Here is an 18,829-nt window from a genome sequence, read left to right on the forward strand (position 1 = left end):
AAATAATTCAGGAAATAAGGGGAAATTAACCAATTTTAAAAAAATGAGCGGATTATACCGAAAAAGGGTAAGGGGGAAATCCCCCTTAAGAAGATTTTATGAAGAAATGCCCTGCTTTTTGTTCATTTCATCAACCAATTGCCTTTTTAGTTTTCGCTCTCTTTCAAGGGTGTTCTTTCTGTGGTTTTCAAATTCTTCCTTTATTTCCAAAAGGTCTTTTTGAGTATTGGAAATAACCTTGTGACTTCTTGAGAATTTGAAGACAAAGAATGCTAGCGCTAAGGCCAGACAGATAATGGTACCCCACATGATTGTGCTGTAGGTCGTTTTGTATACCTGCAGTCCTAATATTGAAAAACTATCTTTGCTTTCGAGTGCCTCGTTGAGTTCCATTTGAGCATTTTCAATACCGCTGTTCAATTCTTCGATTTGGGCTTTTTGATCATTGATTTTCACATTTTTTTCAATGATCTGGTCCTTGAACACGCTCAGCGAATCTAGAATATTGGATTTGATTTTTTCTAGATTTGTCTTTTTGACTACTTTATACTCTTGGTAATTGTTGGAGATGGAGTTAAGGTAATCAAATTGGCTTTCAATTGTACCGCCATTCAGAGATTTGCTATCCTCTACCTGGTTAGGTGCATTTTGAGCATAAGTGGTAAAGGAAAGGGTGATACAAGTGAAAAGTGCTATGATGCTGATTCTCTTCATTTTAATATGTGGTTAGTATTATTCTAGTTGGTTTCTTTTATAATACGAGATTACAGGTTTTATCGCATTTTTAAAAATTTACATCCCATTAAAAGGGGATTTAGACCGAAAAAAAATGATTTTAGCCTTTAACTAGTTATGTAGTCAAAAAAAAGAGGCGTTTTGCATGACAAATTTTATGCTAGATATTTAGCTTGCTCCTAGGGGTGTTCTTTTAGTAGGTGTTTTTTATTGAATTGTATTAGGAAATTTCTTTTTTAAGTAGTTGATATTATGGTAGCTAGAGTGAAAGGGGATGTGAATAGAGATTTTTGATAAAAAGTTCAAGGAAACGAAACTTACTAATAGTTTCTTGCGTTTTGTCCTGAATCCAGAAAAAGGTGAAAATAATTTCAAAAGGAAATAATCTGGAATAGGTATCCCCGTTATACATGAATGAAATTGGGTGGATTCAGCAGAATTTATTCTTGAATGCAGGGAATTCATCGTAATTTTGGAAAAAAATATATATGCAATTTAGTAAATACCTTTTAATTGTTTTGGTCTTCCTTACTTCTGTGTGTTATGGAGGGCAGGTGCATTCAGATTCAACCGGTCTGAAGGGAAAACAAGAATATCTTTTACTCAATAAAGGCCTGCAATTTCGCATTACAGAAGCGATCAACAGTATGTATGATTTCGATTTTGAAACTGCTGAGAAGGGCTTTGCTGTTATGCGTTATAACTATCCGGACCATCCCCTTCCGTATTTTTTGATGGGTTTAAGCCAGTGGTGGAAGATTATTCCTGATACAGAAAGCGAACAATACGATGACCTGTTTTTTAGATTTATGGATGAGACCATAGAGAAAGCAGAAGCATTGTTGGAGGAAGATCCTGAAAATAAAGAAGCCAGTTTTTTTTTAGCTGCTGCCTATGGTTTTAAGGGACGTTTGTTGAGCGAGCGAGAAAGTTGGACGGCTACTGCTTTTGCAGGTAAAAATGCATTGAAGTATATGGAGATGAGCAAGGGAGAAGAAGAATTAAGCCCTGAGTTATTATTGGGAGATGCTTTGTATAATTATTTTTCCGTTTGGATTCCGGAGAATTATCCTTTATTGAGGCCAGTGATGTCCCTGTTTCCGAAAGGAGATAAGGCTTTAGGGCTTCGTCAATTGGAGGAAGTTGCTGCAAATTCTTTTTACGCGAGGGTGGAGGCTCAGTATTTTTTGTTCAGGCTATATGCTTCTGAGGAAAAGCGGCCATTTGATGCGCTTCAAATAACAGATTATTTACATAATAAATATCCTCACAATCCATATTTTCACCGGTTTTATGCCAGGCAATTATATGCTTTAGGGAAGGAATTGGAGGCTAAGGAGGTTTCTGAGGAAATATTGGCTGCCATAGAAAATGGAGAAACTGGTTATGAGTCAAACAGTGGAAGGTATGCTGCCTTTTTTATAGCCCAGTTTTATCATAAAAACAATAGGCTAGATGAGGCGAAAAAATATTATATCAAAACTGCTGAATTTGGAGAGGAATCAGAGAATCAGGAAAGTGGATATTATCTCTATGCTTTATTGAATTTAGGTAAAATTTATGCCAAAGAAAATAATGGGGAAGAAGCTAAAGAATACCTTAAAAAAGTAAAGAAATACGCCAAAAGAAAACACCCCGTTCATAAGGAAGCGCGAGATTTTTTAAAAAAGAATAAACTTTAATTTAAAATCGGTCGTTCACTAATGTAGTAATCAGGAGATAATTTGAAAATTCATTATTTAATATTGCTAATCAGTGGAAAAGTTTTAAATATATAGAGGAAGAATTAACAATATTTTGCATTTGCTACCGTTTTTTGTAGTGAATTCTTTTAAAATAATTTGAAAATATATTACCTTTGCACGACATAAAATTTTGCAAATACTATAGAACATGGATAATAGCATAAAAGTAAAATTCGACAAAATTGACCGCAAAATCCTAGAAATCCTTCAGGCTAATGCGAAAATTACCAATGCTCAACTTTCAAAGGATATTGGTCTATCTCCCGCTCCAACCTTGGAGCGTGTAAAGAAATTGGAGCAGTCAGGAATTATCAAAAGCTATCACGCGAAGCTTGATCCTGAAAGAATTGGTTTGGGAGTAAGCACATTTGTTTTGGTGAGTTTGATCGGTCATAATAAAGCCAATATCGATGCCTTTATGAAGGAAATTGATGCGGTTCCAGAGGTGATTGAGTGTCATCATATTACTGGTACAGGTGATTTTATCTTGAAAATTATATCTAAGGATATTACTTCTTATCAGAAGTTGATGTTGGAGAAAGTGAGTGAGATTAAAGAGGTGGATTCTATGCAGTCTATGGTTATTCTTTCTACTTTCAAGGATAGTAAAGTTTTGCCAATCCCTATGTAAGATAAAAGTTTCATAATTATAGAAGGGTGGCTTTTTGGTCGCCCTTTTTTTTTTGATTGATCTTTACTGTTATGGAAGAAAATCCCTGGAAAACGAAAAGTAAGAAAACTATATATTCCAACCCTTGGATAGAGTTGGAAGAGCATGAGGTAATTACGCCTGGAGGGAGTGATGGGCTTTATGGGAAGGTGAAATTCTTGAATAAGTGTATGGCTATTGTTCCGGTAGACAAGGATTTGAATACTTGGCTGGTTGGTCAATATAGGTATACCATAGATGAGTATAGCTGGGAAATCCCTGAAGGTGGTGGGCCCATTGGAGAGGACTTGCTGGAAAGTGCTAAACGTGAGTTGAGGGAAGAGACAGGAGTAAGGGCTTCAAAATGGACAGAAATAATGAGGTTTCATACTTCAAATTCTGTTACTGATGAAGAGGGTTTTGCTTTCTTGGCTGAGGACTTGAGTTTTGGAGAAACGGAGCATGAGGATACAGAAGATATACGGGTTCAGAAACTGCCCCTTAAAGAGGTGTTGGATATGGTGATGCGGGGAGAGATAACTGATGTAATCAGTGTGGCGGTTTTACTAAAGGTGGGCAGGATGTTTGGCCTATGACCTTTTTGTTGAATAGGGGTAAGTCTAATTTAGGGTTGTAAGAATAAGCCAATGATGTTAAGGCAACTAAATTTTAAAGAGCATTTTTCAAGGACCTATTACTTGGCTTACCCTGTGATGTTAAGTCAGCTTGGTCAGGTAATGGTAGGTGTGGCGGATAGTGTAATGGTTGGGCGTTTGGGTGCGGTTCCATTGGCTGCTGCATCCTTGGCCAATAGTATATTTTTTGTGATCATGATGTTTGGAACCGGTGTTTCGATGGCGATTACTCCTTTGGTAGCGGCTGCTGATGGAGAAGGTAAGCCAAGGATAATTACGAGGGTTTTCAATCATGGATTTGCGATCAATGGCTTTACAGGGATATTTCTTTTTTTGGTGATTGTAATGGCTGCTCCATTATTATATCATATGGAACAGCCTGAAGAGGTGGTGGACCTCGGGATTCCCTTTTTGGGGATTATCAGTATGTCTTTGATTCCATTGATGTTTTTTCAGACCTTCCGTCAATTTGCTGAAGGTCTCAGTCAGACAAAACAAGCTATGATGATTACTGTTTTTTGTAACCTGATCAATGTAGGCTTAAACTGGCTTTTGATATATGGAAAGTGGGGTTTTCCAGAAATGGGCTTAAATGGGGCCGGTTGGGCAACTTTGATTTCCAGGGTGCTGATGCTATTGATCATGTGGTACTTCGTTTGGAATTCAAAACGATTTAAGGCCTACCGTATTAAATTTGATTTCAGGAAACTGTATTTTCCTATGTTTTCCAAAATGTTGAGATTGGGTTTACCAACTGGGTTTCAATTTGTTTTTGAAGTGGGGGCATTTAGTACGGCAGCAATAATGATGGGATGGATAGGAGTAAATGCTTTAGCCTCTCACCAAATCGCTATTAATTTGGCCTCAATAAGTTATATGATGGCTTCTGGACTTTCTGCAGCTGCAACAGTAAGGGTAGGTAATCAGTTGGGGCGAAAGGATATTAAAACCCTTCGGGAGGCTGGTTTTACTATTTTTGGAATGGTGACGATCTTTATGAGTGTTTTTGCGATCGCTTTTATCTCGCTTAGGAATTATCTTCCCTTATTGTATATAGATGATGTTCAGGTATTGGAGGTGACAGCTAGTTTGTTGGTTATAGCAGGTTTGTTTCAGCTTTCTGATGGGATTCAGGTAGTGGGTTTGGGTGCATTAAGGGGCATGGCAGATGTAAAGGTGCCTACAATTTTTACTTTGATTGCCTACTGGGTGATCGCATTACCTTTAGGTTATTTGTTAGCGTTTCATTGGGGGCTGGCTGAAAGAGGTGTTTGGTATGGTCTTTTGATTGGGTTGACCATTACAGGAGGATTGTTATTGCTTAGATTCAATAAATTAAGTTTAAGCTTAATGTATCAAGAAAAGGGGATTGCTAAAAAGGGCTAGGTGAAGCTTGGTTTGAACGGATTGTTTTGATATAAAATAAGGTAAAAATGGAGAGTGCTATATTTTTGTTTTATATTCACGACTTTATAGTTTATTAATAACCCGACCAACCATGAGTACGATCAAAGAAACGGCACGAGCTTCAGCCTTTTCCAGAACCACCATTACAGAATTGATGATTCCTTCATATGCTAATTTTGGTGGGAAAATACACGGAGGAATATTATTGTCATTGATGGATAAGGTGGCCTATGTTACTGCCAGCAAACATAGTGGAGGGTATTGTGTGACTGTTTCAGTAGATACAGTAGATTTTTTGCAACCCGTAGAGGTTGGTGAGCTCGTATCTTTGAAAGCATCGGTGAATTACGTAGGAAACAGTTCCATGATTGTCGGAATTAAAGTGATATCGGAGGATGTCAAAGCTGGAACGGTAAAACACACCAATACCTGTTATTTTACTATGGTGGCAAAAGGCGAGGATGATAAGCCTTGTAAGGTTCCTAAACTTATTTTGGAAACGCCTACCGATGTCAGAAGATTTGTAGAAGCCATTTATCGGCGTAAGTTCAAACAAAACTATGAAACCAATCTCAGTGAGATAAAAGCCAATTGGGATAAGCAGGATATAAAGGCTTTGCTTAAAAACCAAAGGTGTATTAATCAGGTTGAAGATCAGGTTTGATATTTGCTTTTCTGATTAGCAAAAAGAGTAGTGCGATGATTGCACCACCCGTGCCTATCATAAATACCAAAGGGAAGTTTTCGTTTTTATTGGCATAGACCCAGCCGGAGGCCAGTGCACCGATACCTATACCGGCTTCCAGCGCAATATACATGGTAGCCAAAGCCCGGCCTCTGTAATCAGGCAGGGAAAGGTCTATGGTCCAAGCAGCAATAGTAGGAGAGGTCATGCCTATGGCAAAGCCGAAAAGTATGCCTGAAAATAGAAGCATTTCACTGGATTGGCTAAATGCAATGGCCGTCATGGCAGATGCGAGGCATAGTGTAGCCAGCTTTAATACGGGGATCCTTCCATATTTGTCTGAGGCCCTTCCTGCCAAAAGTCTAATGATGAGTGAGCTAAGGGTGAATACAGCAAAGAAAATCCCTTTGTTTTGAATTTCTAGATAAGCAGAGAAATCAGGGATGATCGTCAGTACAATGCCAAAAGAAATATAACTGAAGAACAATACGAAGGTTGGAGGAAATACCCTTCTTTCCAGAATTTCACTTTTCTTCAAGTAAATATGTTCCAGTTGTAAGGGTTCTTTGTGAGGAATGGTTTCCTTTAATTTGATCAATAATAAAATGGAAATGGTAGCCACAGCTGATGAGCAGTAGAAAAGAGGGGTGATTCCATAAAGTTCTCCTATAAGTCCTCCAAAAGCAGGTCCTGCTGCCATTCCCAAGGAACTGAACAGGGATTGTAAGCCCATGGCTTCTCCACGCCTATTAAATGGAACGATGTCGGCAACATAAGCGGCGATGCCGGTAGGGGTGAATCCAGTACTAAATCCGTGGAAAAACCTTAATAGAAGAAAGCCTGCTACACTACTGATCAAGGGGTAAAGTAAGCTGACTACAAAACAGACGGCGGCTCCAAAGATCATTACTGGCACCCGGCCAACCTTATCGGCCAGCTTACCGCTAAAAGGCCTGGACAGTCCTGCAGTCAATGTGAATAGGGATATGATTAGTCCTTTGTATTCTTCCCCGCCTAATTTACTCAGGTATTCCGGAAGCTCAGGAATTATCATATTGAAGCTAGCAAAAAAGAGAAATGAGCTAAAGCAGAGTTGCAGGAACTGCAGGGTAAAAAATGGTGGTATGAATTTTTTTACGATCATTTAAACAAGGTCAATAAATTGAAAAGCACACCAGTATATTACCGGTGCGCTTTCAAATCATTTGATGATAGAATGGTGTCAATTGTCACTGGCCTCTTCTTCACTTTGTGCTAAAAGATAAGCTTTAATGAACTCATTAAGCCCTCCGTCCAGTACAGATTGGACGTCTGAAGTTTCATGGCCTGTACGGGCATCCTTGATCAATTTGTATGGGTGCAGTACATAGTTTCGGATCTGGGATCCAAAGTCAATCTTCATTTTGCCAGCTTCAATTTTTGCTCTTTCTGCATTGCGCTTTTCCATCTCCATTTGATAAAGACGTGATTTAAGCATTTGCATGGCCTTTTCTCTGTTGGCCAGTTGGGAGCGTTCTATCTGGCAAACCACCACAATTCCAGTAGGTTTATGCGTTAGCTGCACCTTGGTTTCCACCTTGTTGACATTTTGTCCTCCGGCTCCTCCTGATCGAGAAGTATGCAGCTCGATGTCAGAGGGATTGATGTCGATTTCAATGGATTCATCTACCACAGGATAAACATAAACAGAGGCAAATGAAGTGTGGCGTCTGCCACCACTGTCAAATGGAGAAATTCTTACAAGTCTATGAACTCCGATTTCAGATTTCAAAAACCCATAGGCCAACGGTCCTTCGAATTCCAGGGTGACAGATTTAATTCCTGCTACATCACCTTCTTGGAGATCTACTTCTTTGACTTTATAGCCATTTTTCTCTCCCCACATGATATACATCCTCATGAGTATGGAGGCCCAGTCATTACTCTCTGTGCCGCCTGCTCCAGGGTTGATTTCCATGAGGGCACTTAGCTGGTCTTCTTCACCGCTAAGCATCTTTTTGAGCTCTAGGTCTTCAATTTCATCAAGGGCTTTTTGATAGTCCCTTTTGATTTCTTCTTCTTTTACATCTCCAGCCGTATAAAACTCATGTAATACTTCCAAGTCCTGCACAAGGGTTTCTGCTTTTTCATAAGCAGTTGTCCAAGCTTTTCTGGACTGGATTTGCTTCATGGTCTTTTCGGCCTCGGTAGGGTCGTTCCAAAAATCTGGTTGGGCAGAGACTGCCTCAAAATCTTCTATTTCTGCTTTCTTACGATCGTAGTCAAAGATACCTCCTTAAGGCCGTGATACGCGCCTTCAAGTCTTTCAACTGGTCTGATGTCATAAAATATTGGTTTAAATTTAATTTGAAATGCGAATTTCGGTAAATTTTATGGGTTTACCTAATTCCAAATGAATGTACAATAGCTGGCTATGCTACTAAGCAGGCTTAGGGTTTGCAAAGCCTTATTCATCAATCGGATCAGGGGTGTCAATGTCCAGATAGATGATTTGTATTTTGTTTCTGCCCTCATTTTTAAAAACCTTTTTTTTGAGTTTTGAGAGAATGAAACTACTGACTAGGAGAGAACCGGATACGATCAAAGTACCTTTAGAATAGTTTAGGTTCCCTTCTCGGTAAAGACTGTTTATGGTTTCTGCGGTGAGCAAAAGCCCTGCAGCTGCCGCGGTAAGGGTGCTCAAGGTCCTGATTGTCCTGTTTCTTTCATCTGTATAGCGAATGTCTACAGCTTCAATGTTTTCAGGCCTGATAATATTTTCGCTTAAAACTATGAATTCCCTCGTGATTTCGATAATTCTGTCATTCATAAAGTAGCCAACCTCTTTAGGTTTATAGGTGATCAGATCACCTTCGTTATAAACAATTCTAGACTTTTGCTTAGCTCCTTTTTGTAGAATCAAGTAGCGTTGGGCTTCACTTTGGCTTAGGCCTAAAATCAAGTAAAAAAAGATAAATAAACAGGTGTAGGCGTAGTGAGAATTTTTCATTATGCTAAAAATATTGGTCGGCCTTTAAAGGTATGAATGGTTTTGGGGTATTAAAGGGCTTGATAATAAAAGGCTTTCCCCGTACTGGAGAAAGCCTTTTTGAAAATTATTGTTCATTTAAATCTTTATGATCCATCCATGCGTGTCTGCAATTCTTCCATATTTTAAAGCATCCAATGTTTCCAATACTTTATAAGAGAATGCAGTAGTGGGTTTCTCTGGTAAAATATAGTCTTGGCCATTTACATTGATCCTGTCAATGTGAGCAATAGTTGCAGCGGTTCCGGTTCCAAATGCTTCTTGGAGCGTATTGGCTTCCAATGCCTCTTTTAGCTCGGAGGTAGATAAGAACCTTTCTTCAACTTTAAGCCCCATTTCATGTGCCAAGGTAAGTACGGATTCTCTTGTGATCCCTTTTAATATAGTTCCTTTTGTGGTAGGTGCGGTAATCAAAACATCATTGATAATAAACATGACGTTCATCGTGCCGCTCTCTTCGATGTTTTCATGGTGCTTACCGTCTGTCCATAATAATTGGTCATAGCCTTGTTCTTGTGCTAATAGCGCAGGGTAAAGTGAGCCAGCATAATTTCCGGCGGCTTTTGCCTGACCAGTTCCTCCTTCAGCAGCCCTGGTATATTTTGTCTCTACTTTCACTGATACAGGCTTGGCATAATAATGACCAACAGGACAAGTGAAAATCATGAATTTATAAGATTTTGATGGCCTGATCCCTAAGTAATCATCTGTAGCAAAGATAAAAGGTCTGATATATAAAGAACAGCCTGCCTGGGCAGGAACCCAATCCCTGTCCACTTCTAGAAGTTCTCTAAGTCCTTCCATGAAAATCTCTTCAGGGAGTTCAGGTATACACATTCTTACGGCTGATTCATTAAGCCTTCTTTGGTTGGCATCAGCTCTGAAAAGTAGGATTTCATTATTGTCGTTCTTGTAAGCTTTTAATCCTTCAAAGACGGACTGTCCATAATGTAGGGTAGCATTCGCTGGATTGAGTTCAAGTGGGGCATAAGGTTGGATGCTGAAGTTTTTCCATTCACCATCTATATAATCGGCCACAAACATATGGTCGCTCATTATTTGACCGAATGAAAGATTTTCAAAATTAGTTCCTGCTAATTTTGAATTGTTTGTTTTAGTAATTTGGATGTCAATTGTCTTGTTCATGGTTTTAAACTCTAGGTTCCCACGTAACTTCTCCTACTTCTAATTCCTGAGAAATAACTCTTCCTATAACGAATAGATAATCGGAAAGTCTATTTAAATATTTAATAATTACTTCATCAACTGGCTCAAGATCTTTCAGGGCAATCACATTTCTTTCTGCTCTTCTACATACTGTACGGGCAATATGGCAAAATGACACTACAGTATGTCCTCCAGGTAAAATGAAATGTTTTAGTGGAGGTAGGTTAGCCTCCATTTTATCGATTTCATTCTCCAATCCAAGGATGTCCTCTTCCAGAATGTCTGGTTTTTTGATCCCTTTTTTATTGGGGTCTGTTGCCAAGGCAGCGCCTATGGTAAATAACCGGTCTTGAATTCCTTTCAGAATCTCACTTCGAGATTTATTGATTTCCTGATCTCTTAATAAGCCTATATAGGCATTTAGTTCGTCTACAGTGCCATATGATTCGATCCTTATATGGGCTTTAGATACTCTTTTGCCTCCTAATAAAGATGTTAGCCCTTTGTCTCCTCCTTTAGTGTAAACTTTCATTTAAATGTTTTTTTACTTTTGATCGTTTTACTCAACAGGCTAAGCTGTTTATGTATAGGGAAAACAAAACACTGCGAATACTGGTTTTAACCAATTAATCGAAATGCAAAATTAAGCATTAACTTTTGATTTTTATAGCCTTATTCGGTGACAACTTGAAAATTAATTGTTGTTGGATTGGAGTTGATTTCATCTTTTTCGACCAACCCATCCCTTAACCTGACGATACGGTGAGCATAATGAGCAATATCGTCTTCGTGGGTAACCATAATAATGGTATTGCCTTTTTTGTGAAGTTCATGAAAGAGGTTCATGATATCATAAGACGTTTTTGTATCCAAGTTTCCCGTAGGCTCATCTGCCAGAATAATACTGGGATCATTGACCAGAGCGCGGGCGATGGCGACCCGTTGTCTTTGTCCACCAGAAAGTTCGTTTGGCTTATGGTTTACGCGGTCTTCCAGACCAACGCTTTTTAAGGCCATATAAGCTTTGTCTTCTCGGTCAGATTTGTTGAAACCAGCATAGATAAGCGGCAGGGCGACATTCTCGAGACATGTTGCTCTTGGTAAAAGATTAAAAGTTTGGAAAACAAAACCAATCTCCTTGTTTCGGATTTCGGCCAGTTCATTTTCCGACATATCACTGACATCCTTATTGTTCAAAATATATTTGCCTGCAGTAGGGGTGTCCAAACATCCTATGATATTCATCAAGGTAGATTTTCCAGATCCGGAAGGTCCCATAAAGGCTACATATTCTCCCTTTTCAATATCGATGGAAACAGATTTTAATGCCTTAACCTGTTCAGCCCCCATGATATAGGTCTTCTTGATCTCGCTTGTTTTAATAATTTTCCCCATGATAAAAATAAAATTTGTTCTTTCCCTAAAGATACAGTTTTAAGAGAAAATGTTTTTATTAATACTGTTAATTTATCTAAATGGAAATTATTGGCTTTGAACCCGCAAGTTTTGTACAGTATTTTCATCTACCCAACCTGAAAGTTCCTTCAAAGCAGCCTGACCATAATTGCCAAGACCTATCTTTTCACTCTTTTTGATCATTTCAATCCATAGGATGGGATCGGAATTGAAGTCTGCAGCATCTCTTAATAATTCATATTGGACTACAGGGTCATTGATCTGCGCCACTTTCATCAAAACAAAAGGGGTATTATAAGGATTAGGTTCACTTTTCCCTTGGGAAGTTGTTATTTGGGCCAATTTAGAGTTTGAAACTGATGAAGGATATTTTTTGGATATCAGTGTTTCTGAAAGCTCTTGAATATAGTCTTGGTCAATTTCCTTTTGTTTAAGTAAATAGTCTTTTAGGATATTGATTTCCTGTTTGTTCAGCCAATGTCCTTTTTTAGTTAAAATTTCATGGGCCAAAATAGGCTTCATAGAGTGGTTAGGCAATGTTTCAATTTTTTGGAGAAAATCCTGTTTGGTCCCCTTTATCAGTTCGGACAGGAATTGGAAATATTTCATTTCCGTATTTGGTTTTCCTTTTTCTTCAGCTTCAAGGTCCAGCCAGGCTGGAAAGCTGGTATTATACTTTTCTGCAATTTCAAGAGCCTTTGAAGGCTGCTTGCCATAGTGTAAAATAGGGATTAAGCTACTCTTGAAATTCCTGAATCCATATTCCTCTGCCAGTACCAATTCCTTGGCCGATTTTTCCAAGTCTCCTTGGCCGATTAAGATTTTAGCAGCTAAGGCATGATAATATCCCGCTGAGTTTTTATCATCCAGCATCAATCCATTGAGGTGCTTCAAAGCTTCTCCAATTTTACCGCTTTGATAGAACCTGATCACTCTTGATATTTTTAACTGTTTAAGGTCCTCGGTGGTCTTGGCCGCTTCTTGCAATATTTCAATAAGGGATAGGTCTTCCTCCAATTTTGTTTTGGGTCTATTACTCCATTGATTGCGTATAATAGCTTGCTTTAAGGTTATGTGCTCCGATTGGTCTGCTTGAAGATCGAATGTAGCCAAATTCCCCTTGAGATTATTCATCGCCATGGTGTTGATTTGGGCTATGAGGTCGTCCTTGGGATTTTTTTCCTGGTCAAAGTTGATAAGATGCTTTACCTGTAAACCGATCATATTCGCATAGGCGGATTGGTTTTTACTTGCAGCCTTGGTGATAAGTTCAAATGATTCTTGGGCCTTATTGCCTTTACTTAGCAGTAAGGCAAGGTTGTTTTCTAAGTAAGTATTGCCAGGGAAGAATTCCAGTCCTTTTTGAAGGTAGAATACGGCATCAAAATACCTGTTCCTGTTGTGGGCATAATTGGCTGCCAAGATAATTTCATGTACAGAAGGGCTCCATTCAAGGCTTTCTTCCATGTGTTTTTTTGCAATGGTAGATTGGTTTTCTTTTAGGTATAAAAGGATAGTGGCTACTTTGGCTTTTTCATTCTTTCTGTACCTGATCCAACTATTTTCATAGAGGATGCGGGCCTCTGTAGGTCTTTCGCTGGCATAATAATAGTCCGCTGAGAAATTGGTTGAGCTCGTGCTTATTTGTGGACCTATAATCGCGTCAGAAAATACGATTAGCGAAAAAAGGGCCATGATAGCACCAATCCTCATATGGTGATAGGCAAAAAACTTTGGTCTGTAAATGACATCCGCAACAGGTTTTCCCGAATTCATAAAACCGGTAAAATTGGCCAAAAGGTAAATGAAGAATAATAAAGAAAAGGCCAGCTGGGTATAAACCGTCCAGTGGTTCAAGAAGTCCAATAAGGGTCGGTTAGCTGAAAACTGGGCTTTCCAGAATATAAAAGCACTGATTCCAAATCCAATCCAATAAAGTGATTGACCGATAATTGCCAAGGAATAAGGTTGATTGATCTGGTTGATTTTTGATCTTGTTTCGAACCAGCCAAGTAATCCTGCTAAAAGAAATACTGGAAATATAGGGGCACGGAAGGGGAGTTCGAGGTTGCCTGTTAAATCAAGTAATATAAAAACAAGCAATCCAACATATACAAGTGTAAAAACAGTTAAGTGCCAAGAAATTTTAAGCCCTATACCCTGATTGAGCTTTGCCAACATCAAAAAGAAGCTGTTGATCAAACTGTGACCAATATAGAGGAGGAAGATGGCTGTAATTGCCATAGCTACCAAGCTGATATTTTCTGACATCAATAGCATAGGAGCTGTCACAGAACTACTTGCAATGAGCCCCAAAAGGGTGATGATGGCAATAGGGCTTATGATTAATGTGCGTTTAAGCAGGGATATGTGGTCATAGAAAATATGTATCAACATTGCTGGAATGATCGTTCCTGCCAATAGGGTGATAAGTGCTATATTGCTGCTTATTCCTCCGATGTTTAATGAATTGACTCCAGAAATCGTTAATAAAAAAATTAACAATGCCATTGCGCCAATAAAGTGATAGCGCTTAAATGTAGTGATTAGACTGATTCCCAAACTAATCAATAACCATGTAATGATGCCAAAAGTTAAGGTTTTTGGTATTTGTGTTGGAGGGAGTAAGGTCTCAAAATTTTGGAAGATCAAGTAATTTTCTGCCTCAAGAGAATATCTTTCGATTCCCCAATTGAAAATATCCAGGGGAATTTCTACCATTTCAGAGAAGATTCCCGCTTGGATGGGCAGGGCTTCATTCCAAGCGAAAAAATATTGATACAATAAAAGAAAACTGCCAATGACACAAAGGGCGATTGGCAGTCCTAAAAAGATGATATTATGTTTTTTTTCCAATGATTGATTGGGCATTATTCAAGGACCTTAGGAACACGGAAATAATCAGAATCTCTTTGAGGGGCATTTTTTAGGCCTTTTTCATGCTCTAAGTGCTTGCCTTCTGCATCCTCTCTTAATACATTGATTTCAGAACTCATAGTAGTGATGGGTTCTACTCCTTCAGTATCTACTTGTTCTAAGTGCTCTACCCAGTCCAAGATTTGGCTCATATCACGGGTCATTTTTTTTGCACTGTTCTCATCAAATTCCAACCTCGCCAAGTGAGCGATTTTCTTTAGTGTATTGGTGTCGATTTTCATGATTTATGTTCTTTTGGTGTGGTAGCTGAATTAGATGCTTGATCTGTTTTTGTTCCATTGTCCCTCCAGAGCTGTTCCTGTATCAAATTCAAGCAAGTAGCTTTCATCTCAGCTATGGCCTGTTTTGTCTCTCCCTTAGGAAAAACTGGAGGATGGATGACCACCTTCATCGGTTTATAGTTCAATAAGAATTTGTTATCGTCGGGCAAAATTAAATGATTATAGGATAAAGTTACAGGAATTACAGGGATTTGTTTTTCAAAAGCAATATTAAAAGCGCCATCTTTGAAGTCAGCCATTTCTGGTGGGTGCTTAGATCTAATCCCTCCTTCAGGGAAAATAATAATGCTAGAGCCTTGGTCAATGGCCTCCATGGTCCGTTTGAGCGTTTCTCCCCGGCTCCTGAAGCTGGACCTGTCTACTGCTATATGCAACTTTCGAAACATATAACCAAATAAAGGAACCTTTCCCAATGAGCTTTTGCCTATAAACATGGCATCTTTGGACATCAAACCAATTACGGGAATGTCAAGATAAGAGAAATGGTTGGCAATGATGATGTATTGTTTGTGGGATTTGAGTAAGTGTCTATTTTGGACTTTGACCCTCATAAAGAGTCCTGTAAAGAAGATCCTGGACCATATGCCATTCAGTCTCCGTCCATATTTTTGCAGTTTGGGGATTTCAATGGTAATTAGAAACAGGGGCAAAAGCAGTACAAAGGAAAGGATGAAGATAATCGTACCGTAAATAGAATATATTCTTCTAAAAAATACCATGTTTTACTGTCTGTTGATCATATGGTTGGCTACTTTTACAAAGTAACTCATCATCAATTCTTTTACGTTTTGATCCACATCAATTCTGTCAAGCGCACTGAGCATATTGTTGAGCCAGTGATTCCGCATTTTATCATCGATGGCCCACTGCAGGTGTCTCATGCGTAATCTAGGATGTCCTCTTTCCTCAGAATAGGTAGTGGGACCTCCAAATACCTGAAGAAGGAACAAATATAACCGTTCTTCAGCAGGGGCCAGGTCTTCTGGGTAAATGGATCGAAGGGCTTCATTGAACTCAACCCCTTCATAAAAATACCTAGTTAATTCTTTGATTTTCTCTTCACCAATAGCTTGGTAAATTGTTTGAAATTCGTTCATGATGCTACTCTTGGAAGAACAAACTTAAAGAATTTTAATAAAAGATAAATTTCAAATGAGATCAATTTAAGCCTTATTGTTTTTTGACCGTAAGGGATGTGCCTTCTGTACTGATAACTTTGATTTTTTCTCCCTTGTCAATAAATTCTCCTCTTGAATGGGCATCATAGATGTCGTCTTCAATAATGATTTTTCCACTTGGCATAAGTCGGGTATGGGTAAGGCCTTCTTTGCCTAATAATTCCTCCCCATACCATGAAGAAGTGTAGCCCGCTTTTTTGTCTTGGGTATCGGCCAAAGCGATATGGCTGAACGCTTTCCATTGGTTTACCTTAGGTGCCATTATGAAAATCAGACCTATAGCGATTACTGCAGATAGCACGACGGTAACAATAGCGATGAATAATTCTCCTGATGGTACAAAGGTGAAGTCGAATATATCATTAGGGATCATGCCGAGGGTGAGACCTGTAAGAATGCCTATGATTCCAAGTATGCCTGCGACACCAAATCCCGGTATCACAAATAATTCCAATGCGAGTAATATGATACCTAAAATAAATACGACGATTTCCCAATTTTCTGCCAGGCCAGTTAGATAATAAGGGATAAAATAGAGGGTCACAGCTATAATTGATGCAGCTAATGGGAAGCCCACCCCAGGTGTTTGGATTTCAAAATAAATACCAGCAAAAATGACTAAGATCAGGAAGCCACTCACGGCTGGATTTAAGAAGAAAGATATGATAGTTTCACTGGTGTTTAGTTCATATTCGATAATCTCGTAATTATCGACTTGCTGTTTTTCTATGATTTCTTCAATTGAATTTACCTGTGCCTCACAAAATCCATTTTCTATGGCCTCTGATACTGAAAAGGTGATGACCGAACCAGCTTCGGAAATACCTTCAACTGCTAGCTTTTCATCCACCATAGCTTCTGCGATTTTAGGGTTTCTGCCATTGGCTTCAGCTGTACTTCTCATCATGGAGCGCATATAAGATTGGTACTTGTCCGGAGCAGCATCTCCTCCGCCCCCCATGACTACTGTGGCAGCACCAATACTTGCCCCCGGAGCCATATAGATGCTATCGCAAGCTATGGAGATCAAGGCTCCAGCAGAGGCTGCGTCTTTGTCTATAAAGACCAAAGTGGGGATTTTTGATTCCAGCAATAAGGTACGGATATCATCAGCATCATTTACTGCCCCACCATATGTGTCCATATGAACCAGAAAATAATCTGCTTCTTTTGATTTGGCATCTTCTAGAGCAAGTCTCACCTTACGGTTCATACGAGGATCAATATTGTCCATTATTTCCAGCACATAGACAACTTTTTTTTGATCATCTTCTTGAAAAGCAAATGCGTTGATGATCAAGGAAGAAAAAATGATGCAAATGAATATAAAATAATTTTTCATGGTTTGATTTAAATGCAACTTATAGCTGTCCAGTTTGTTTACCACCAATAAGTTAAGGTGGTGTACGGTACGCTTAATGAAATATAATGCTTTGTATATGAATACCCTAAATTAAAGGTAATATTAAATATAGCAGTTTTGAACTTAATACAGGTGCAAACAATTGTAGTAGATCTCCAGCTTTTTTCTTTTTAATGAAAAATTTAGCAATATTTTTGTAGTAATTTGCGTATTGCCTAATGTCATGCTAGGCATGGAAGGTGTGAATCGATAATTGAAAAATATATGAGTTTTAAAGTGAGTATGGAGCGATTAATAATTAAGTCAAGTTTTATAATTCTTTTGTTTCTGGTATTTACCAGTGCCGCTTATGCCGGAAATGTGGCTATTGATTCAGTGGGAGTAGAGAAAATAGGCGATAAAACTTTTATCATCCATGAAGTTAAGGCAAAGGAAACATTGTTTTCTATTTCAAGGAGGTATGAGACTCCTGTAGGGGAGATTATTCAAAATAATAGCGAATTAAAGCAGGGACTTAAAATTGGCCAGCGTATTAAGGTGCCTTTTATCCCAAAGGCAACGCTGCCTGAAGGAGCTGTGCTTCATAAGGTGGGACCTGGAGAAACCCTTTTTGCTATTGCTACTCAATATGCTGTTGCAGTTGATGATGTCAAAAAATGGAACGAACTCAAGGGAAATGATTTAAGTGTTGGTCAAGGGTTGGTTATTGAGGGAGTGAAGCCAGTTCAGGAAGTGGTGGAAAGGGAAGCCCCTGAAGTAAGGGCAATACCTACCAAGGTAGAAGATTTGCCAGAAGAGCGCAAGAAGATGATGGAAGAAGGGAAAAAGAAGGGTAAAGAGAAAAAAGTAGAAGAGAAAAAAGAAAAAGTGGACAAGAAGGTGGCTGAGGAAAACACGCCTGCAGTTACTGAAAGAATTGAAAATATCCCTGCTGATGCGGAAGTGGGATGGATTACTCATGCTGTGAAAGAGGGGGAAACTTTATATTCCATCTCCAAGCGTTATAATGCTAATATGGGAGATCTTATTAATTGGAATGCGCTTTCTTCAAATAACCTAAAAGAAGGCCAGAAGCTCAAGGTAGGAAGGAAGGAAGGAGCAGTAAATAATGCTACTCCAATGACTGAGGTGAGTCAAGTAGAAGATGAAGAAAGTACTGTTACTGCTACCTCAAGTTATAAAGTGGAAAAAGCTTCTGAGGAAAGTACTGAATATAAGAATATCAAAGAATCAGGACAGGCCGAAGTCATTCAGGGAACTGGGAATCACAAAAAATATTTGGTATTGCACAGAAAAGCTCCTGTAGGAACGATCATGCGAATTAGAAATGAAGAAAATGATGTGATGATTTTTGCAAGGGTAGTGGGCAAGTTGCCTGATACAGGAGATAATGATAAACTTTTGATCAAATTATCCCAAGCTGCATTTGATCAACTCAGGGCGGTAAATAACAGATTTAGGGTAGAAGTATCCTACTAAATCTGCTTTAACCGGTAATAAAAAGAAGACCTCATTGTTAATGGGGTCTTTTTTTTGTTTTTAGTACTGATAATGAGCATTTTGATTATTGCTAATAAAAAGCCTATTTTTGCCTTAAGTTTGA

The 18,829-nt window shown here is 38.7% G+C and carries 18 protein-coding genes; 6 read left to right on the plus strand and 12 right to left on the minus strand.

What is annotated here, in order from left to right; translation table 11 throughout:
• Positions 1-96 precede the first annotated feature (96 nt).
• Positions 97-714 carry a hypothetical protein gene (locus H7U17_RS08010; RefSeq protein ID WP_186756192.1) on the minus strand — a complete coding sequence of 206 codons (618 nt, stop codon included), beginning with the start codon at positions 712-714 and terminating at the stop codon, positions 97-99.
• A 509-nt stretch (positions 715-1,223) separates the two neighbouring features.
• On the opposite strand from H7U17_RS08010, the gene H7U17_RS08015 reads away from it, so the two are divergent.
• The 5 genes from H7U17_RS08015 (at position 1,224) to H7U17_RS08035 (ending at position 5,835) form a co-directional block, all read left to right on the plus strand.
• The gene (locus H7U17_RS08015; RefSeq protein ID WP_186756193.1) at positions 1,224-2,417 is read left to right on the plus strand and encodes a tetratricopeptide repeat protein; all 1,194 of its coding nucleotides are present in this window, start codon (positions 1,224-1,226) and stop codon (positions 2,415-2,417) included.
• Between the two features lie 211 nt (positions 2,418-2,628).
• Positions 2,629-3,111, plus strand: coding sequence for an Lrp/AsnC family transcriptional regulator (locus H7U17_RS08020; RefSeq protein ID WP_186756194.1), 483 nt, complete (start codon positions 2,629-2,631; stop codon positions 3,109-3,111).
• A gap of 71 nt (positions 3,112-3,182) precedes the next feature.
• On the plus strand, positions 3,183-3,725 hold the full coding sequence (locus H7U17_RS08025; RefSeq protein ID WP_186756195.1) for an NUDIX domain-containing protein: 543 nt from the start codon (positions 3,183-3,185) through the stop codon (positions 3,723-3,725).
• 51 nt (positions 3,726-3,776) lie between these two features.
• Complete coding sequence (locus tag H7U17_RS08030; RefSeq protein WP_186756196.1) at positions 3,777-5,150, plus strand: MATE family efflux transporter; 1,374 nt, start codon at positions 3,777-3,779, stop codon at positions 5,148-5,150.
• 112 nt (positions 5,151-5,262) lie between these two features.
• On the plus strand, positions 5,263-5,835 hold the full coding sequence (locus H7U17_RS08035) for an acyl-CoA thioesterase (protein WP_186756197.1): 573 nt from the start codon (positions 5,263-5,265) through the stop codon (positions 5,833-5,835).
• Here H7U17_RS08035 and H7U17_RS08040 read toward each other — a convergent pair.
• The 11 genes from H7U17_RS08040 to H7U17_RS08090 all read right to left on the minus strand — a co-directional run bounded on the left by H7U17_RS08040 (position 5,810) and on the right by H7U17_RS08090 (position 17,205).
• Positions 5,810-7,000: an MFS transporter gene (locus H7U17_RS08040; RefSeq protein WP_186756198.1), complete on the minus strand. Its 1,191-nt coding sequence runs from the start codon at positions 6,998-7,000 to the stop codon at positions 5,810-5,812. The genes H7U17_RS08035 and H7U17_RS08040 overlap by 26 nt on opposite strands.
• Positions 7,001-7,078: 78 nt before the next feature.
• A protein-coding gene (prfB, locus tag H7U17_RS08045; protein ID WP_186756199.1) for a peptide chain release factor 2 occupies positions 7,079-8,180 on the minus strand; the annotation gives its coding sequence in 2 pieces (ribosomal slippage) (positions 7,079-8,119 and positions 8,121-8,180; 1,101 coding nt in all).
• A gap of 122 nt (positions 8,181-8,302) precedes the next feature.
• Positions 8,303-8,845, minus strand: coding sequence for a hypothetical protein (locus tag H7U17_RS08050; RefSeq protein ID WP_186756200.1), 543 nt, complete (start codon positions 8,843-8,845; stop codon positions 8,303-8,305).
• A gap of 117 nt (positions 8,846-8,962) precedes the next feature.
• Positions 8,963-10,030, minus strand: a complete 1,068-nt coding sequence (locus H7U17_RS08055; RefSeq protein WP_186756201.1) for a branched-chain amino acid aminotransferase — start codon at positions 10,028-10,030, stop codon at positions 8,963-8,965.
• A 4-nt stretch (positions 10,031-10,034) separates the two neighbouring features.
• Positions 10,035-10,583, minus strand: a complete 549-nt coding sequence (locus H7U17_RS08060) for a cob(I)yrinic acid a,c-diamide adenosyltransferase (RefSeq protein WP_186756202.1) — start codon at positions 10,581-10,583, stop codon at positions 10,035-10,037.
• Between the two features lie 140 nt (positions 10,584-10,723).
• Entirely contained in the window at positions 10,724-11,446 is a 723-nt protein-coding gene (locus tag H7U17_RS08065) for an ABC transporter ATP-binding protein (RefSeq protein WP_222439167.1), read from the minus strand.
• Positions 11,447-11,533: 87 nt separating this feature from the next.
• Positions 11,534-14,338: a hypothetical protein gene (locus H7U17_RS08070; protein ID WP_186756203.1), complete on the minus strand. Its 2,805-nt coding sequence runs from the start codon at positions 14,336-14,338 to the stop codon at positions 11,534-11,536.
• Positions 14,338-14,625, minus strand: a complete 288-nt coding sequence (gene gatC / locus H7U17_RS08075) for an Asp-tRNA(Asn)/Glu-tRNA(Gln) amidotransferase subunit GatC (RefSeq protein WP_186756204.1) — start codon at positions 14,623-14,625, stop codon at positions 14,338-14,340. The genes H7U17_RS08070 and gatC overlap by 1 nt, the downstream gene beginning before the upstream one ends.
• Positions 14,622-15,404, minus strand: a complete 783-nt coding sequence (locus H7U17_RS08080; RefSeq protein WP_186756205.1) for a lysophospholipid acyltransferase family protein — start codon at positions 15,402-15,404, stop codon at positions 14,622-14,624. The genes gatC and H7U17_RS08080 overlap by 4 nt, the downstream gene beginning before the upstream one ends.
• 3 nt (positions 15,405-15,407) lie before the next feature.
• Positions 15,408-15,782 (minus strand): globin domain-containing protein, encoded by a 375-nt coding sequence (locus tag H7U17_RS08085; RefSeq protein ID WP_186756206.1) that lies wholly within the window; start codon positions 15,780-15,782, stop codon positions 15,408-15,410.
• Positions 15,783-15,855: 73 nt separating this feature from the next.
• Positions 15,856-17,205, minus strand: a complete 1,350-nt coding sequence (locus tag H7U17_RS08090; protein ID WP_186756207.1) for an NfeD family protein — start codon at positions 17,203-17,205, stop codon at positions 15,856-15,858.
• Positions 17,206-17,490: 285 nt separating this feature from the next.
• Between H7U17_RS08090 and H7U17_RS08095 the strand changes: the two genes are divergently transcribed.
• Positions 17,491-18,705: a LysM peptidoglycan-binding domain-containing protein gene (locus H7U17_RS08095; protein WP_230981322.1), complete on the plus strand. Its 1,215-nt coding sequence runs from the start codon at positions 17,491-17,493 to the stop codon at positions 18,703-18,705.
• The last annotated feature ends 124 nt before the right edge of the window (positions 18,706-18,829 follow it).

Origin of the sequence: Echinicola salinicaeni, assembly GCF_014280965.1 — a bacterium.
Classification (GTDB): domain Bacteria; phylum Bacteroidota; class Bacteroidia; order Cytophagales; family Cyclobacteriaceae; genus Echinicola; species Echinicola salinicaeni.